Here is a 17,929-nt window from a genome sequence, read left to right as displayed (position 1 = left end):
ATCAAAAGATCAAAAGATCAAAAGATCAAAAGATCAAAAGATCAAAAGATCAAAAGATCAAAAGATCAAAAGATCAAAAGATCAAAAGATCAAAAGCCTGGCAGGCGTGCCGTGCCGGGCCACTGCCCACCCTCCAGCGTCAGCAACAACGCCTTCGCCTCAAGCCCACCGGCAAACCCGGTGAGCTTGCCCGACGCACCAATCACCCGGTGACACGGCGCCACGATCGAAATCGGGTTCTTGCCATTCGCCGCCCCCACCGCCCTGACCGCCGCCGGGTTGCCAATCTGCTCGGCGATCTGGCTGTAGCTGCGGGTCTCTCCGAACGGGATGGTCAGCAGCGCCGCCCAGACCTTCTTCTGAAATTCCGTACCGGCAAAATCCAGTTCCAGTTCGAAGCGATCGCGGGTGCCGGAAAAATATTCGCGCAACTGCGCAGCCGTGTGAACCAGGATCGGGTTGTTCGGCGCTTCGCTCATCGGCCCCAGGCGAACCCGGCCGGGTTTGTCGTTTTCCCAGAGGATGGCCGCCAGTCGTGAACCGTTCGCGACCAGCTTCAACTGGCCCACAGGTGACGCCACGGTGGTGCAGGTATAGGTCATGCCAGGGCTCGCGCAAAATTGCTGAACAGGCGTTAAGGATACTGTCTCGACGGGGAGGCGCAATACGTAATCCCGACCATACTTGGCTACGGCTTTTGAAGCGTTTTCCTACGAAATAACAAGAAGAGACTGACTCATGAAGTACGAACCTTTTGCCAAATCGCTGATTGCGACCTCGTTGGCGCTCAGCTGCCTGACCGCCCATGCCGCCTCCGTGGCCCCGGCTACCGGGGAAAACGGCATGGTGGTCACGGCCCAGCACCTGGCTAGCCATGTGGGCGTGGATGTGCTCAAGAACGGCGGCAACGCCGTGGATGCGGCGGTCGCGGTCGGCTATGCGCTGGCGGTTGTGTACCCCGCGGCAGGCAACCTCGGCGGCGGCGGTTTCATGACCATTCAACTGGCGGACGGGCGCAAGACTTTCCTCGACTTCCGTGAAAAAGCCCCGCTGGCCGCTACCGCCAACATGTACCTGGACAAGGAGGGCAACGTCGTTCCCGATTTGAGTACCCGTGGCCACCTGGCCGTGGGCGTGCCGGGCACCGTTTCGGGCATGGAACTGGCGCTGTCCAAATACGGTACCAAACCGCGCAAGGAAATCATCGCCCCGGCCATCAAGTTGGCTGAAGACGGTTTTGAACTGGAGCAGGGCGACGTCGATCTGCTGGACTACGCCACCGACATGTTCAAGAAGGACATGAAGGATTCCGGCTCGATCTTCTTGAGCAAAGGCGAGCCGATGCAGGTCGGCCAGAAACTGGTGCAAAAGGACCTGAGCAAGACCCTGCGGGAGATCTCCGAGAAAGGCGCCGACGGTTTCTATAAGGGTTGGGTGGCCGACGCCATCGTCACCTCCAGCCAGGCCAACAAGGGCATCATCACCCAGGCCGACCTCGACAAATACAAGACCCGCGAACTGGCGCCCATCGAGTGCGACTACCGTGGCTACCACGTGGTCTCGGCACCGCCACCGAGCTCCGGCGGCGTAGTGATCTGCGAGATCATGAACATCCTCGAAGGTTATCCGATGAAGGATCTGGGCTACCACTCGGCCCAGGGCATGCACTATCAGATCGAAGCGATGCGCCACGCCTATGTGGACCGTAACAGCTACCTGGGTGACCCGGATTTCGTGAAGAACCCGATTGCCCATCTGCTGGATAAAAACTACGCGACCAAGCTGCGCGAAGCGATCAAACCACAAAAAGCCGCGGTTTCCAGCGAACTCAAGCCCGGCGTAGCGCCCCATGAAGGCAACAACACCACCCATTACTCCATCGTCGACAAGTGGGGCAACGCGGTGTCGGTGACCTACACCCTCAACGACTGGTTCGGTGCCGGCGTGATGGCGAGCAAGACCGGGGTCATCCTCAACGATGAAATGGACGACTTCACCTCGAAAATCGGCGTGCCGAACATGTACGGCCTGGTGCAGGGCGAGGCCAATGCCATCGCCCCCGGCAAGGCGCCGTTGTCGTCCATGAGCCCGACCATCGTCACCAAGGACGGCAAAGTGGTGATGGTGGTCGGTACGCCGGGTGGCAGCCGGATCATCACCGCGACCTTGCTGACCATGCTCAACGTGATCGACTACGGCATGAACATCCAGGAAGCGGTGGATGCACCGCGGTTCCACCAGCAGTGGCTGCCGGAGGAAACCAACCTGGAAGCCTTCACCACCAGCCCGGACACGGTGAAAATCCTCGAAAGCTGGGGCCACAAGTTCGCCGGTCCCCAGGATGCCAACCACCTGGCGGCGATCCTGGTCGGCGCGCCATCCCTGGGTGGCAAGCCGGTAGGCAAGAACCGTTTCTACGGGGCGAACGACCCACGGCGTAACACCGGGTTGTCGCTGGGTTATTGAGGCTTGTGTCCGGAGGGGGACGGGCTTATGTTCGTCCCCTGATCCATCGACATCACAAGGAAGGAAATCATGACCACTGCGTTGTTAATCATCGACGTCCAACAGGCTTTGTGTTCCGGTGAGTACGAGTGCTTCGAGATTGGACGGGTCATCAACACCATCAATGACCTGTCTGCCCGGGCGCGCAAGGCGGGAGTGCCCGTGGTGCTGATCCAGCACGAAGAAGCGGGCAGTCCGCTGGCACATGGCGCTGCCGGCTGGCAACTGGCCGAAGGGCTGGAAACCTCGCCCAAGGACCACCGCGTGCGCAAGACCACCGGGGATTCGTTCTACCAGACCAACCTGCAAAAACTGTTGCCGAAGGAGGACTTCGAGCGCCTGGTCATCTGCGGCCTGCAGACCGATTACTGCGTCAACGCCACCGTGCGTCAGGCCCTGAAACTGGGCTACGACGTGGTGCTGGCGGGCGATGCGCATTCCACCATCGACAACGGCAACCTGACCGCCGAAGACATCATCGCCGAGCACAACAAGGACCTGGCGCACCTGACCGGTTCCGTGGCGCGGATCGATGTGATACCGGCCAAGGACATCCATTTCTGAAACCACCACATTTACCTGTGGGAGCGAGCTTGCTCGCGATGAGGCCAGCACATTCAACATTGATATTGGCTGACCCACCGCCATCGCGAGCAAGCTCGCTCCAACAGTAATTTCGGTTGCTCGCAGATGTTGCGCACACCTACCAACCCTGTGGGAGCGAGCTTGCTCGCGATGGCGTCATTACAGCCAGCATCGGTGTCGGCTGACCCACCGCTATCGCGAGCAAGCTCGCTCCCACAGTAATTTCAGTCGCTGGCCGATTTTGCATACACCCATTTACCCCGTGGGAGCGGGCTGTTTGTAACTATTGACGTCACGGCAAGCTGGACGCCATTCCCGACGCTATGGCATCGTCGAAACACCAGACCATGCAGTGAACGGGATCGCAACGATGGAGGAGGGAAACAAGGTCGACGACAACAGGTCGCTGGCCACGCTGAAGGCGTTCAATCATTGCGTATTGCACCTGGGCCGGCTGGCGCGGGACAGCGGGGCGTCGCGATTCATCGCCGATGGCCTGCAGGCATTCGGTCCCCTGGTGCCCTTCGCGTCTGCCTGGTGGGGCGAGATGTCGACGCCAGGTCCTGATGTTCCCCCCCAGAGCTGGATGCACGGCAGCATCAATCTCCCCGAATCCTTTGCCGCCGAGTGGCATCCGGTCGCAGCCAATGACAAATTCTCCTACGACACGTTGAATCAGCCTGGCGAGGTATTGCGCGACAGCGGCTTCAACGACCCTTGCGAAGCGGTCAATGAGTTCGCCCGGCGCCATGACCTCTACCACCTGATGTGCATCACCTATGAGCTGCCCGAAAGCGGCTTGATGTTTTTCGTCTGCCTCTACCGTGGCCAGGATGAACAGGCATTCGAGGAGAACGAAGCCGAGCTGTTTTCGGCATTCTGCGATCACCTGTTCCAGCTGTGGCGGTTCCAGGTTCAAGACATGATTCGCTTCGACAGCGAAAACGGCGCAAGTGATTTTGGCGTCGCGCGCATGGACGGCAGTCTGCTCTATGTGGGCGCCAGACTGTGCGCCGCCATTCAACGCGAACTGCCCGGCTGGAGCGGCTCCACGCTGCCACCTGATGTGATCGCGCAATTGTCCAAAGCCCCCTGCGTGATCCGCCTGGGCCGCTGCGCCCTGACCCTCACCCCCAACGCCGAACACGTCATCCTTTCCCTCGATGCGCCATCAGGCGGAGATGGCCTGGCACCACGGGAACGCACTGCAGCGATGCTGTTCGCCGCCGGCCACTCCTACAAGGAGATCGCCAAAATGCTCGCCCTGAGCCCCGCGACCGTGCGCACCTATTTGCGTAATTGCTACTTGCAGCTCGGTGTGAAAAGCAAGGTGGAACTGGGCTCCGTCCTGCGTTCGCCAGGCGCGCTGGCGGAGTCCGTGCGCCGGGATTAATCCCAGCCGTTTCAATTATTTGCCTTACCCCTCCTCATTTGCAGAGGTCCATTCGAACGCTGCGCCCTATAGGGTAGGCCCTGTCTATCAGGGGCTGACGCAGTCGCTTCGGGCCGCTTCAAAACAATAAGAACAGGGGTGAGGCATTTGAGACTTTCCAGGTTGTTCATCGCCATTGCGTCGACAACGGCGTTTTCCGGCATGGCGTTGGCGGCGACACCCGCTGACACGGTCATGCGCAATGGCTACGTCTACACCGTCGATGGCCAGAATTCCGTGCAGCAGGCCATCGCCATTTCCGGCGGCAAGATCGTCTATGTCGGCAGCGATGCCGGGGTCGACGGCTACATCGGCAAGCAAACACAACTGATCGACCTGGCCGGGCGCATGCTGATGCCGGGCTTCGTCGATGYGCACATGCACCCGGGGGATGGCGGTCGCGCCATGACCTTGTGCGACCTGAAATACCAGACCATGACCCGCGCGCAGTTTCAGGCGAGCATCCAGGCGTGCCTCGATGCCGACAAGGACAAGGGCCCGGACGTGTGGCTGGAAGTGGGCAGCTGGGATCGCATGGGGATGACCGGGCTCGATGGCGACGCCGACAAATCGACCCTGGACGTGCTCAAGACCCAGCGTCCGATCCAGGTGCGCTCCACCGACTTCCACACCGTGCTGACCAACTCTCGCGGCCTGGAACTGGCCGGCATCAACAAGAACACCGCCGACCCCGAAGACGGCAAATACCGACGCGACAGCGCCGGCAACCCGAACGGCATCAGTGAAGACGGCGCCGCCGAATCGTTGGCCGCCGTGGTCCCGCCTGCTACCGACGCGGAAAAACTCAATCAGGTTCGAGCAGCCCTCGACGCCATGCGCCAGCAAGGCATCACCAGTTTCTTCGATGCGCTGTCCGGCCCGGAAAACGGCAAAGCCTTCACCAGCCTGCAAAAGTCCGGCGAGCTGACAGCCCGGGCCTTGCTGGCGATCAAGCTGGACCCGGCCGCCGCTGCCGCCGACCCGGTGAAAACCATCGCCGAGGCCAAGGCCCTGGCCAGCACCTACGACCAGGGTGAAGTGCATGTCGCGCCGGGCGTGAACATGCGCCACGTCAAACTGTTCATGGACGGCATCATCAATGCCCCGGCGGACACCGGCGCCATGTTGACCCCGTACCTGCACAACAGCGGCACCGACAAGGCGCCGAAGTGGACGCCGGGCAAGAATCTGGGCGAACTGTACTTCCCGCCGCAAGTGCTTAATCCGTTGTTGCTGCAAGCGGTCAAGGCCGGTCTCGATCCGCACCTGCACGCTACCGGCGAGCGCGCGGTGCGCGATGCACTGGACAGCGTCGCCTACGTGCGCAAGGAACTGCCCGGTACTGATTTCCGTCCGGCCATCGCGCACGCCGAGTCTGTCGATCCTGCCGACTATTCGCGCTTCAAGGCACTGGACGTCACGGCCACCATGTCGTTCCAGTGGGCCCAGCAGGCACCGTCCACGGTCGACGGCACCAGTGATCACCTTGGCGCCGCGCGATTTGCGCGCATGGAACCCTCGGGCAGCATCGCCCATGCGGGCGGTCGAGTGGCGTTTGGCAGCGATTGGCCGGTCGATCCGCTGGATGAATTCCTGGCGTTGAAAGTCGGTGTCACCCGTTCCGGCGACCCCACCAATCCGCATAGCTATGGCCCCAAGTATGCCGGGCGACTCAATGCCGATCCGGCGCTGTCGCGAGCCGAAGTGCTGCGCAGCATCACCCTCAGTTCCGCCGAACAGCTCAAGCTGGAGGCGGTGCTGGGCTCGGTCGAAGTCGGCAAGTTCGCTGACCTGATCGTGCTCGACAAGAACTTCATGCAGGTGCCCGAGGAGGAACTGGGGCGCAACGACGTGCTGCTGACGCTGGTCGGCGGCAAGGTCGTGTGGGCCAAGGCGCCGTTCCTCGGGCTTGCGCCACACGTGGTTTCCCAAGCGGTTACTTCCCGATCCGCCCCATAAAAACTAGAGAGCGTTCCGATGCGATTGATTCCAAACCTGTTGGCCGCCGCGCTGGCCTTGTCGTCGGTGCAGGCCATGGCCGCCGCTGACCTGGTGTTGTTCAACGGCAAGGTCTTTACCGCCGAACCCGGCCAGGCGCTGGTGCAGGCTGTTGCGGTGCAAGACGGCAAGATTCTGAAAGTGGGCAGCGATGCCGAAATCAATGCCCTGGCCGATGCCAAGACCCAGCGCATCGACCTGGCGGGCAAAGTGTTGATGCCGGGCATGATCGACACCCACAGCCACCCGGTCTCGGGCGCCTTCGACAGCATGAAGGCCAACCTGCTGGACGAGGTCAAACCCTTGCCGGAACTGGAGCAATGGTTGATCGAAGAAGACAAGACCGGGCGTGCCCGCTCCGGTGATGTGATCAGCGTGGCGGGGGTCAGTTCGGCCTACTGGGAGAAAAGCCGTGAACTGGGCAAGGTGTTCAACCAGGGACGCTGGGCAGAACAACCGATTGTGTTCAGCGGCATCGACGGTCACACCGGTTGGGCCAACAACGCAATGCTCAAGCGCCTGAACATCGACGCGGCATTGGTGAAAAGCCTGCCGGAAAAAGAGCGCGGCTACATCGGCCATGAGGCGGACTTCACGCCGAACGGCTACTTTGCCGAATCCCGCTGGGACGTGGTGCGCAACGGTATTCCGGCGCCTACCCCGGAGGCCATGCTCAAGGCCGCTCGCGAGGCGGTGAAGATCAACAATCAATTCGGCGTCACCGCCTGGATGGACGCGGCGGCGAACGGCGGCAGCGAAGATTCGCTGTTCGATTTCCATGCCACCGCCGAAAGCGTCGGCGTGCTGCCGCTGTACAAGGAGTTGGCGCAGAACGGCGAACTCAGCGCCCACGTCGCCGCGTTGATGGTCACCAATCCGAAGAGCAAGCCCGCCGACCTGGAAGTGATCGCCACGGTGATGAAGCAGTTCGAGGGCGTGCCTAACCTGACGTTCCCCGGCATCAAGGTGTTTGTCGACGGCATTCTCGAATTCCCGGGGCAAACCGCAGCGGTCATCGTGCCATTCAAGAACAGCCATAAAAATGGTCAGTTGCTGACCGACCCGGCGCACTTCGGCGAACTGGTGGTGGCGGCGGAAAAGCGCGGCTGGATCGTGCACATGCATGCCGTCGGCGATCGCGCGGTGCGTGAAGCGCTCAATGGCGTGGCGTATGCGCGCAAGCTCAGCCCGACGCCGGTGCCGCACAGCATCGCGCACTTGCAACTGGTCAATCCCAAGGAGTTTCCACGCTTCAAGCAACTGGGCGTGATCGCTTCGATGCAACTGCTGTGGGCCACCGGCGAGTCCTACACCGTCGAACTGGTCAAGCCCTACATCAGCGCCTTTGCCTACGGTTACCAGTATCCCGCGCGGTCCCTGCATAACGCCGGCGCGACGATTGCCGGTGGCAGCGACTGGCCGGTGTCGAGCGCCAACCCGTTCAACGCCATTGCCCAGGCCAGCACGCGCAAAGGTCCGTTGGGCGTACTCAATGCCAAGGAAAGCATCGACCGCCAGACCATGTTCTACGCCTACACCCTCAACGCCGCGAAAACCCTGCGCCTGGACAAACAGATCGGTTCGCTGGCACCGGGCAAACAGGCTGACCTGATCATCCTCGACCGTGATGTGTTCAAGGTCAGCGATGACGACCTGTTCGAAACCAAAGTCCTGAACACTTTCTTCGCCGGCAAGCAGGTCTACGCCCCCGCGTCCTGACCTGCGTACACCCAGCACACGCAAAAAACTGCCAGCCCCTCGTAGCGCGAGGGGCCTGGCATCGCCATGCCTGAAATTCCCCGTACGCCATAACAACAAGAGAACTGTATGAACGCATTTTCAGCATTGACCCTCGCCGCGCTGGCACTGGCCCCCCTGACCAGCCAGGCCCTGGCCCTCAACGATGATTTCAGCCTGGACATGACCCTGGGCGTCGTCAGCGACTACCGTACCCGCGGCATCTCGCAAACCCTGGGCGATCCGGCGGTGCAGGGCGGCGCAACGCTGCTGCACAGCAGCGGCCTGTACATCGGCGCCTGGACCTCCAATGTTGATTTCGGTGGCGGCTTCGATACCCGGCAGGAGCTTGAGTACTACGCGGGTTACTACTGGCAGGCGACCGACGCGATCAGCCTGGATCTGGGCTACATCAAGTACGACTACCCGAAGAATTCTGAATTCAACCTCAGCGAGGTCTACGCCGTCCTCGACCTGTACGGCGTGAAGCTGGGTGCCTATTACTCCAAGGACACGCCGAATTTCTTCGGCGAGGACCAGGACACCCTTTACACCTACCTGGGCTACAAAATCGATTTGCCGGCCGAAGTCGGCCTGGACTTGCGCTTTGGGCGCAACGATGTGAATGACCCCGCGTTCTGGTCCGCCAGTGGCGATAGCCGTGAGTCTTACTACGAGTGGGAAGCCAAGCTGACCCGCGACTTCGTCGGCGTCACCTGGGGCCTGAGCTATATCGACACGGACTTGTCGAAAAGCGAGTGCGCCAGTTGGTACGGCTATGACGACCTGTGCTCGGCCACGGTCGTTGCCAGTGCCACCAAGACCTTCTAAGTTCATCCCCGACAACAAAAACAGTTCCTCAAAGGAAACATCGTCATGAGTGCGCAACGCAGTCCCCTGATCGAGACCCGCTCGATTGATTTCATTCCCGAGGCTGAGCGTCACGGCAGCCTCTACAGCCAGTTCACCCTGTGGCTCGGCGCCAACCTGCAGATCACCGCTATCGTCACCGGTGCCCTGGCGGTGGTACTGGGTGGCGATGTGTTCTGGTCGCTGATCGGCTTGCTGATCGGGCAAGTGCTCGGCGGTGCCGTGGTGGCGCTGCACGCGGCACAAGGGCCGAAGCTCGGGCTGCCGCAGATGATCTCCAGCCGAGTGCAGTTCGGCGTGTATGGCGCGGCGATCCCGATTGTCCTGGTGTGCCTGATGTACCTGGGTTTCAGCGCCACCGGCGCAGTGTTGTCGGGGCAGGCGATTGCGCAGTTGATCAGTGTCAGCGACAGCGCCGGCATCCTGATTTTCGCCGCGTGTATCGCGTTCCTGACGATCTTCGGGTATCGGGTGATTCACCTGGTCGGGCGGGTGGCCAGCGTGCTGGGCATCATCGCCTTCGCCTACCTGTTCACCCGGTTGATGACCCTCAACGACATCGGCCTGCTGCTTGACAATCGTCATTTCGGCTGGAGCACCTTCCTGCTGGCGGTGTCGCTCTCGGCGTCCTGGCAGATCGCCTTCGGCCCTTACGTGGCGGACTACTCGCGCTACCTGCCGAGCAAGACTTCGTCGTGGAAAACCTTCGCCGCTGTCGGCCTCGGCACGGTGCTGGGAGCGCAGACTTCGATGGTGCTGGGGGTGTTCGCCGCCGCACTGGCCGGGGCGAATTTCCGTGGGCACGAAGTGGCGACCATTGTCGGCCTGGGCAGCACCGGGGTGATCGCGTCCTTGCTGTACCTGAGCATTGTCTTCGGCAAGGTCACGGTGTCCACCCTCAACGCCTACGGCAGTTTCATGTGCATCGCCACCATCATCAGTGGCTTTCGTCGTCGCCTGGAGATCACCGCCCGCCAGCGCATGTTGTTCGTGCTGCTGATTGTCGCGGCATCCACCACGCTGGCATTGCTGGGGCAGTACTCGTTCCTCAGCTCGTTCAAGTACTTCATCCTGTTTTTGCTGACGTTCTTCACCCCGTGGAGCGCGATCAACCTGGTGGATTACTACTTCATCAACAAGGAGCGTTACGACATCCCGGCGCTGTCCGACCCGGCAGGGCGCTACGGTCGCTGGAACGTCTTGGGGATCAGCGTGTACGTGATCGGCGTGTTGATCCAGTTGCCCTTTGTCGATACCCATTTCTACTCCGGGCCGATGGTTGCGCAACTGGGCGGCGTGGACATTTCCTGGATCGTCGGGCTGCTGGTGCCGGGTGTGATCTATTACGCGCTGGCCAAGCCGTCAATGAGTGCGGTGGTGGTTGAGCGGGGTTAATACCAGCTTTTGTGGCGAGGGGGCCAGCGTTGACTAGCGCTTTGGTAGTTTCCAGCGCTCACGCAACCGTTCGTACTGCGCTTCAGGCAGTTGCACCAGCACCGGGGATTTACTTGGGTTGAGCCAATCGAACAACCGTGCGATGTTCGCCGGGTCCATGGCCGTACAGCCACGGGTCGGCGCCGTGGGGCCGCGCCAGATGTGGAAGAAAATGCACGAGCCGGCGGTGGGAGTGGCCGGGGTGTTGTGCTGGATGAAAATGCCCTGGTGGTACAAGTCATCGCTGCGGCGCATGCGTTCGGAACTGCTCCAGTCCTTGGCAACCACCGAGCCATCGACCAGTTGGTTGTAGCGAGCCGATTGGCTGTCATCCACGCATTCGATGGTCGGTGTCAGCGACAGATAGGGCAGGCGGGTGTCGGCGGAAGGTTCGTAGCCAAATGCCGTACCCAGCTTGAACATTCCAGCCGGTGCCTTGCCGTCGCCTTCCTGTTTGACCGGGCCTTCAGGTTGCCCGGTGTCGAGTTGGCCTTTGCCCCAGCCCATGCCGTTTTTGCCGAGCACCACTGCAAACGGCGCTTCGAACTTTTCAAAGGTCTTGCCGCGCCGTTCATAGCGCTGGGCAGTGGCCTGAACGTCATCCCAGTTTTTGCTGGTGACCACGATCAGTTGGTCGCTGCCGTCGAGTCCCTGGGCCATTGCGGCCAGCGGAAAAAACGTCACCAACAGGGTCTTGAGCAGAATGTTCATGGTGCAAGCGGCGTGATGGGGAAGTCCATGACGTCCGGCTTCTGCGGATTCCCGCTGTACGTGAAGTGCCACCACTCGGCCGAATAACCCACGAAGCCTTCCTTGGCCATGGCACTGGTCAGGCGCTGGCGATTGGCTTTGGCCGTGGCGTTGATCAGCGCCGAGTCGGTGTGGGCCCGCTCATCGAAGCAATCGAAACCGGTGCCCATGTCGAGCGCGCCGTCGTGCCAGCGCTGGCCGTAAGGGGCGGTGCAATCCACTGGCGTGACCGAAGGCGTCCAGGTGTCGGCGAGCAGGGCGTCGGGGCCGGTCAGCGTCAGGTCGACGGTGTTGCCTCGGGAGTGGTTGGACACCCGGGCCACATAACCCAGGCGCCAGAAGTCCTGCTTGTCGACCCGTGGATAGAACTCGGTCTTCAGCGGGTCACCGGGTTCGGTGGCGAAGCGGCCCATGTCCGCCACCGCGCGCTTGGGTCGATAGCAGTCGAATACCTTCAAGCCGTAGCCTTCGGCTTTCAGCGAGCTTTGCACTCGGGCCAATGCCTTTGCAGCGTCCTCCGACAGCAGGCACTCCGCCGCCTGGTAACCGTCGAGCGGGTGCCCGGTGAAGTTGTGCGCGCTGGCGTAGCGGATGTCCTGCTCGATGCCCGGGGCGACGCTGCGCACATACACCATGTGCCCGGGTTTCGACTCGTCGGCCATGCACGGCGTGGCAAGGCTCAGGCACAGCAGCAACAGACAGGGTGAACGCGACATCGGGAACGGCTCCATGCATGACCAGTCATTCCATCATGGCTTGAAACCGTCCGTACCTCCATGAAGTTGTTGATCGGCGTGATAGGACGAACGCACCAGCGGCCCGGACGCTACGTTCTTGAAGCCCATGCGCGTGCCTTCCTCGGCGAACCAGGCAAAGGTGTCGGGATGCACGAAGCGCTGCACCGGCAAGTGACTGCGCGAGGGTTGCAGGTATTGGCCGAGGGTCAGCATGTCGATGTCGTGCTCGCGCATGCGCTGCATGACCTCGATGACTTCCTCGTCGGTTTCGCCAAGGCCCAGCATCAGGCCGGATTTGGTCGGCACATGGGGCACCGCTTGCTTGAATTTTTGCAGCAGGTCCAGCGACCACTCGAAGTCCGAACCCGGCCGGGCGGCCTTGTACAGGCGTGGTACGGTTTCCAGGTTGTGGTTGAACACATCCGGCGGCTCATTGGCGGTGATCGCCAGGGCCACGTCCATGCGTCCGCGATAGTCCGGCACCAGGGTTTCCAGTTGAATGCCGGGCGACAGCTTGCGGATTTCCCGCAGGCAATCGACAAAGTGCTGGGCGCCGCCGTCACGCAAATCGTCGCGGTCCACCGAGGTGATCACCACGTACTTCAGGCGCAGCTCGGCGATGGCCACGGCCAGGTTCATCGGTTCGTTGACGTCCAGCGGCTTGGGCCGGCCATGGCCGACATCGCAGAACGGGCAGCGGCGGGTGCAGATGTCGCCCATGATCATGAAGGTCGCCGTGCCACCGGAAAAACACTCGCCGAGGTTGGGGCACGAGGCTTCTTCGCAGACGCTGTGCAGCTTGTGCTTACGCAGTAATTGCTTGATCCGGTCGACCTCGGGAGAGATCGGCATGCGCACGCGAATCCAGTCGGGTTTGCGCGGGAATTCATCCGTGGGAATGATCTTCACCGGAATCCGCGCGACCTTTTCCGCGCCGCGCAATTTGGTGCCGATTTCTACTTTGGCCGGGCTCTTGCCGGTCGATTCGACAATGGCATTCATGATGCTTTCCTTGTGCAGCAGGGTACTGAACCTGTGGGAGACCCTGTGGGAGCGAGCTTGCTCGCGATGAGGCCATTACATTCAGCATTGATGTTGAATGAAAGTCCGCCATCGTCGGAACGCCGCCCGGAGCAAGCTCGCTCCCACAGAGTTTTTTTCCACAAGGGTTTTTGTGTTGTGTGATCAGTCGCGGTAAACCGGGAAGTCCGCACACAAAGCCGCCGCCTGCCGTGCAACATTGGCCTCGATATCGGCATCGCCGAGGTGATCGAGGATGTCGCAGATCCACCCAGCCAACGCGATGCTCTGCGCTTCCTTGAAGCCACGGCTGGTAATCGCCGGCGTGCCGATGCGCAAACCGGAGGTCACGAACGGTGATTGCGGATCGTTGGGCACGGCGTTCTTGTTCACGGTGATGCCGGCGCGACCGAGGGCGGCGTCGGCGTCTTTGCCGGTGAGGCCCTGGCGGATCAGGCTGACCAGGAACAGATGGTTGTCGGTACCACCGGACACCACGTCATAACCGCGCTCGATAAACACCTGCGCCATGGCCTGTGCATTGCGGATCACTTGCGCCTGATAGGTCTTGAATGCTGGTTCCAGCGCTTCCTTGAAGCACACGGCCTTGGCGGCGATCACGTGCATCAGCGGGCCGCCCTGACCACCGGGGAATACCGCGGCGTTGAGCTTTTTCTCCAATTCGGGATTGGCCTTGGCCAGAATCAGACCGCCACGCGGGCCGCGCAGGGTCTTGTGCGTGGTGGTGGTGACCACATCGGCGAAGGGCAGCGGGTTCGGGTACAGACCCGTGGCCACCAGACCGGCGACGTGGGCCATGTCGACGAAGAACCAGGCGCCGACCTTGTCGGCGATCTGGCGGAAACGCGGGAAGTCCAGAGTCTTCGAATAGGCCGAGAACCCGGCGATGATCATCTTCGGCTGGTGCTCGACCGCCAGGCGCTCGACTTCGTCGTAGTCGATCAGGCCGGTGCTGGTGTCGATGCCGTACTGCACGGCGTTGTACAGCTTGCCGGAAAAACTCACCTTGGCACCGTGGGTCAGGTGACCGCCGTGGGCCAGGCTCATGCCCAGCACGGTGTCGCCGGCTTGCAGCAGGGCCAGGTAAACCGCGGCGTTGGCCTGGCTGCCGGAGTGCGGCTGGACGTTGGCATAATCGGCGCCGAACAGTTGTTTGGCGCGGTCGATGGCCAGTTGCTCGACCACATCGACGTGCTCGCAGCCGCCGTAGTAACGCTTGCCCGGATACCCTTCGGCGTACTTGTTGGTCAGGCCGCTGCCCTGGGCTTGCATCACCCGTTGGCTGGTGTAGTTTTCCGAGGCGATCAGTTCGATATGGTGTTCCTGCCGCGCATCCTCGGCGTTCATCGCCGCCAGCAGTTCGTCGTCGTAGCCTTTGATCTGGTCGTGCTTGCTGAACATGGTGTGGTCCTTTTGCGGATTCGGGGGGGCTTCAAGCGTCGGCGTGTTCTGCGGTCAGGCGTTCATAGGCGTCTTGATCGAGTAAATCGCTCAACGCCAGGGCATCGACCGGTTTGAAGCGAAAGAACCAGCCTTCGCCCAATGGGTCTTCGTTGACCAGTTCAGGGGTGCTCTCCAGCGTCGCGTTAATCTCGACCACTTCACCGTCCAGCGGCATGCCGATACTGCTGGCGGCTTTCACTGATTCCAGCACCGACACTTCAGCACCTGCATCGAAGGCGCCCAGTTCAGGCACCTGAACGAACACCACATCCCCCAGCGCCTGCTGGGCAAACGCCGTGATGCCGACGGTGACCAGGCCATTGCTCTCAAGGCGCAACCATTCGTGATCGACGGTAAAACGCAATTGGCTCATATCAACTCCTTATTGTTTTAAGGCTCGTGGCGGGGCGACGAGCGGGGTTGGAGGAGTGATAGCAAGGGCGGTGCCAATGTTTTTTATTTGTTTTAAATCAATGGCTTGAAGTAATTCTATTCAGTGCGAGAGATTCCATTCGTATTGAAATCAATACAGGCAAGCAGGGCTGTGGGTGCAGATGCCGTAATTGCGTGTGGGAAAGGTTTTGTCTTGATTTCGCTACGCTGTATCGATTTGAAGACGGAGAATTCAGCAACAACACTGATCCCCTGTGGGAGCGAGCTTGCTCGCGATTGCGGTGCGACAGGCAAAATTGATATCGACTGACACGGCCTCATCGTCGGAACGCCGCCCGGAGCAAGCTCGCTCCCACAGGGGAATGTGTTGTCGGTGACAATGTATTCCGACAGATCACTCAGGGTTTGGCGGGAATCCCGTACTTGCGCAAGCGAATCGCAATGGCGCTATGGGACGTCTGCAACCGCGCCGCCAACAACCGGCTGGACGGATAGCTGCGATAAAGCTGTTCCAGCAGGTTCTTTTCGAAATCGCCAACCGCCTCTTCCAGGCTGCCGACTTCGCCGTCGTTTTGCCGCTCTACCGCCGTGCGCGCAATGTCGAGGTCATCGATGTCCACCAGCGGATTTTCGCAAATCGCCGCCGCGCGAAAGATCACGTTCTGCAATTGCCGCACGTTGCCCGGCCAGCGGTTGCCGAGCAGGGCGCTGAAGGTGCTCGGTGCCAAACGACACGGCGGTCGCTGGATCTGCGCGCAGGCCTGTTGCATGAAGTGATTGGCCATCAGCAGGATGTCGTGACCGCGCTCGCGCAGCGGCGGCACTTGCAGGTTGAGCACGTTGAGGCGGTAGAACAGGTCTTCGCGAAAACGCCCTTCGGCGACCATTTTTTCCAGGTCACGGTGGGTGGCGCTGAGCACCCGCACATTGACCCGGACTTCCTTGTCGCCACCGACCCGGCGGAAGCAGCCATCGCTCAAAAAGCGCAGCAATTTGGCTTGCAGGTACGGCGACATTTCCCCTACTTCATCGAGGAACACCGTGCCCTGATCGGCCAGTTCCAGCAGGCCGAGCTTGCCGCCCCGTTGCGCGCCGGTGAAGGCGCCGGGGGCGTAGCCGAACAACTCGCTCTCGGCCAGGCTCTCCGGCAGCGCCGCACAGTTGAGGGCCAGAAACGGCGCATCGTGCCGTGGGCTGATGGCATGGCAGGCGCGGGCCACCAACTCCTTGCCGGTGCCGGTTTCACCCTGGATCAGCAACGGCGCATCGAGGGCCGCCACCCGTTGCGCGCGGGCCTTGAGCGCACGGATCGGCGGCGATTCGCCAAGCAGCGCATCGAAGCCTTCGGCATGGTCATGGTGCAGCGCCGACAGGCGTTCACCAATGCGGTTCGGTTGATACAGGGTGAGCAGGGCGCCGGCGTCGGTGATCGGCATCGCGTCGAGGAGCAGCGTCTGGCCACCGAGGCTGACTTCGTGCATCGGCAGGCGGAAATGCTGAGCGATCAAGGTGCGCTGCAAATCGGCATCGTCGAACAGCGCGGTCAGCGATTCACCGGCCGGTTCGCGTCCGCACAGAGCGATCAGCGCCGGGTTGGCCAGCAACACGTGACCTCGGTCATCCACCGCCAGCACGGGGTCGGAACTGGCTGCCAGCAACGCGTCCAGTTGCAGGCGCCGACGCTGGCCGGGAAGGATGTCGACCATGGTCACTGCCTGCACGCCGCGCACATCAAAAAGGGCTTCGCGCAATTCTTCGAGCACCTCGGCGCCCAGGGTCGGCGCATCGATGTAGACGTTCGGCGGCACCATCTCCACGGCGTCCAGGTTGAAACTGCGACCACCGAGCAGGGCCAGCACTTCCTGGGTGATGCCGACGCGGTCGATGAAGGTGACGTGGATGCGCATGACGGGCCTGCAAGGTTGGCGAACCGAATCAGTATGCCCGGCAAAATTTGAATTTGGCGAGTGTCACATCACGGCTGTCCGGTTTTACGGGCGCTGGCGGCCAGGTCTTCAAGGAACGCCTGGAGGATCGGTGGCGGTGCCGTGCCGCGTCGGGTGATCACGTCGAACGGCGATTTCAAACGCAGACTCCCGGGGGCCAACTGGTGCATCTCACCGTTCTTGACCCACTGGGCGGCGAAGTGCTCAGGCAGAAAGCCCAGGTAGGCACCGGAAATGATCAGGATCGCCGTGGCTTCGATGTTGTCCACGGTGGCTGCCGCCTTGCTCACGCCCAGGTGTTCGAGGTCGTATTGCTGCATGTAGCCGCGCACGACGATCCGCCCGGCAGCGACTTCTTCGAGCAGTTCCTCACCTTCGGCGTGGCTGCCGTACAAGGGGTGACGCCGCCCGCAATACAAGCCCAGGGCTTCCTGGTACAGCGGCGATTGCAGCAACCCCGGCACATGGATCGGGAAGTGCCCGATGGCGAGATGAAGGCGACCGTCGAGCACCCGTTCCTCGAGTTCCGCCGGGGTGCCGACGTAAACGTTCAGGTGCACGTCATGCCCGCGGGAGACGAAACGCTGGGTGGTGCGCGGGATCGGCGAGTCGGGGTCGGTAATCGTGGTGTCGATGATCCCCAGGTTGAGCTTGCCGCTGATGTGCTGCTTGAGCACGTCGGCGTCCATGCAGAAGTTTTCCACCGCCGACAGCAGGCGCTGGGTGGCTTCATGAATCGCCACCCCTTGTTCGGTCAGGCGGAAGCCACTGCGCCCGCGCTGGCAGAGTTTGACCCCGAGGCGGGTTTCCAGGTGGGTCATCTGTTCGCTGATGGTCGACTGCCCGGCATTGAGCGCCGCCTGCGCGGCCGAGAAACCCCCGCAGCGCACAATCGTGGCAAACACCCTGAGCAGTTTCAGGTCGACATCGTGCAGCTGGATCATCTTGGACCTCCGGCCTGTGGATGCATCGGGAATGCCGATATGAGTATCTGATGTTTAGCATTTTTTCCACGAAAACCTGCGCCCATAGTCTTTCCAACGGCGGTCGCCTTGCAG

Annotated in this window: 15 protein-coding genes; 7 read left to right on the top strand and 8 right to left on the bottom strand. The window is 61.4% G+C overall.

What is annotated here, in order from left to right:
- Positions 1-89: 89 nt before the first annotated feature.
- Positions 90-602: a methylated-DNA--[protein]-cysteine S-methyltransferase gene (locus tag AC1DXW_RS15900; RefSeq protein ID WP_477760179.1), complete on the bottom strand. Its 513-nt coding sequence runs from the start codon at positions 600-602 to the stop codon at positions 90-92.
- A gap of 136 nt (positions 603-738) precedes the next feature.
- Between AC1DXW_RS15900 and ggt the strand changes: the two genes are divergently transcribed.
- The 7 genes from ggt to AC1DXW_RS15865 all read left to right on the top strand — a co-directional run bounded on the left by ggt (position 739) and on the right by AC1DXW_RS15865 (position 10,522).
- Positions 739-2,466: a gamma-glutamyltransferase gene (gene ggt, locus AC1DXW_RS15895; RefSeq protein WP_477754224.1), complete on the top strand. Its 1,728-nt coding sequence runs from the start codon at positions 739-741 to the stop codon at positions 2,464-2,466.
- Positions 2,467-2,535: 69 nt separating this feature from the next.
- On the top strand, positions 2,536-3,069 hold the full coding sequence (locus AC1DXW_RS15890) for a cysteine hydrolase family protein (protein WP_477754223.1): 534 nt from the start codon (positions 2,536-2,538) through the stop codon (positions 3,067-3,069).
- Positions 3,070-3,460: 391 nt separating this feature from the next.
- A complete protein-coding gene (locus AC1DXW_RS15885; RefSeq protein ID WP_477754222.1) occupies positions 3,461-4,483 on the top strand; it encodes a helix-turn-helix transcriptional regulator in 1,023 nt (340 codons plus the stop codon).
- A gap of 201 nt (positions 4,484-4,684) precedes the next feature.
- Complete coding sequence (locus AC1DXW_RS15880; RefSeq protein WP_477760181.1) at positions 4,685-6,481, top strand: amidohydrolase; 1,797 nt, start codon at positions 4,685-4,687, stop codon at positions 6,479-6,481.
- A gap of 18 nt (positions 6,482-6,499) precedes the next feature.
- Positions 6,500-8,239: an amidohydrolase gene (locus AC1DXW_RS15875; protein ID WP_477754221.1), complete on the top strand. Its 1,740-nt coding sequence runs from the start codon at positions 6,500-6,502 to the stop codon at positions 8,237-8,239.
- A 108-nt stretch (positions 8,240-8,347) separates the two neighbouring features.
- Complete coding sequence (locus tag AC1DXW_RS15870; protein WP_477754220.1) at positions 8,348-9,088, top strand: TorF family putative porin; 741 nt, start codon at positions 8,348-8,350, stop codon at positions 9,086-9,088.
- A gap of 45 nt (positions 9,089-9,133) precedes the next feature.
- On the top strand, positions 9,134-10,522 hold the full coding sequence (locus AC1DXW_RS15865; RefSeq protein ID WP_477754219.1) for a purine-cytosine permease family protein: 1,389 nt from the start codon (positions 9,134-9,136) through the stop codon (positions 10,520-10,522).
- A gap of 33 nt (positions 10,523-10,555) precedes the next feature.
- Here the strand turns inward: AC1DXW_RS15865 and AC1DXW_RS15860 are convergent, their stop codons facing one another.
- The 7 genes from AC1DXW_RS15860 to AC1DXW_RS15830 form a co-directional block, all read right to left on the bottom strand.
- The gene (locus AC1DXW_RS15860) at positions 10,556-11,272 is read right to left on the bottom strand and encodes a L,D-transpeptidase family protein (protein WP_477754218.1); all 717 of its coding nucleotides are present in this window, start codon (positions 11,270-11,272) and stop codon (positions 10,556-10,558) included.
- Positions 11,269-12,027, bottom strand: a complete 759-nt coding sequence (locus AC1DXW_RS15855; RefSeq protein WP_477754217.1) for a M15 family metallopeptidase — start codon at positions 12,025-12,027, stop codon at positions 11,269-11,271. Before AC1DXW_RS15855 ends, AC1DXW_RS15860 begins: the two co-directional genes overlap by 4 nt.
- 33 nt (positions 12,028-12,060) lie before the next feature.
- Positions 12,061-13,050 carry a lipoyl synthase gene (gene lipA, locus AC1DXW_RS15850; protein ID WP_223454025.1) on the bottom strand — a complete coding sequence of 330 codons (990 nt, stop codon included), beginning with the start codon at positions 13,048-13,050 and terminating at the stop codon, positions 12,061-12,063.
- 183 nt (positions 13,051-13,233) lie between these two features.
- Positions 13,234-14,490, bottom strand: a complete 1,257-nt coding sequence (glyA, locus tag AC1DXW_RS15845; RefSeq protein WP_477754216.1) for a serine hydroxymethyltransferase — start codon at positions 14,488-14,490, stop codon at positions 13,234-13,236.
- A gap of 31 nt (positions 14,491-14,521) precedes the next feature.
- Positions 14,522-14,905, bottom strand: coding sequence for a glycine cleavage system protein GcvH (gene gcvH, locus AC1DXW_RS15840; protein WP_150725972.1), 384 nt, complete (start codon positions 14,903-14,905; stop codon positions 14,522-14,524).
- A gap of 418 nt (positions 14,906-15,323) precedes the next feature.
- Positions 15,324-16,832, bottom strand: a complete 1,509-nt coding sequence (locus AC1DXW_RS15835) for a sigma-54-dependent transcriptional regulator (protein ID WP_150671676.1) — start codon at positions 16,830-16,832, stop codon at positions 15,324-15,326.
- Positions 16,833-16,900: 68 nt separating this feature from the next.
- The gene (locus AC1DXW_RS15830; RefSeq protein WP_477754215.1) at positions 16,901-17,815 is read right to left on the bottom strand and encodes a LysR family transcriptional regulator; all 915 of its coding nucleotides are present in this window, start codon (positions 17,813-17,815) and stop codon (positions 16,901-16,903) included.
- Positions 17,816-17,929: the final 114 nt, after the last annotated feature.

It is taken from the genome of Pseudomonas sp. P4_C4, assembly GCF_056402055.1.
Note: the sequence above shows the minus strand (reverse complement) of the source record. Positions and strands in the feature narration are given on the sequence as shown.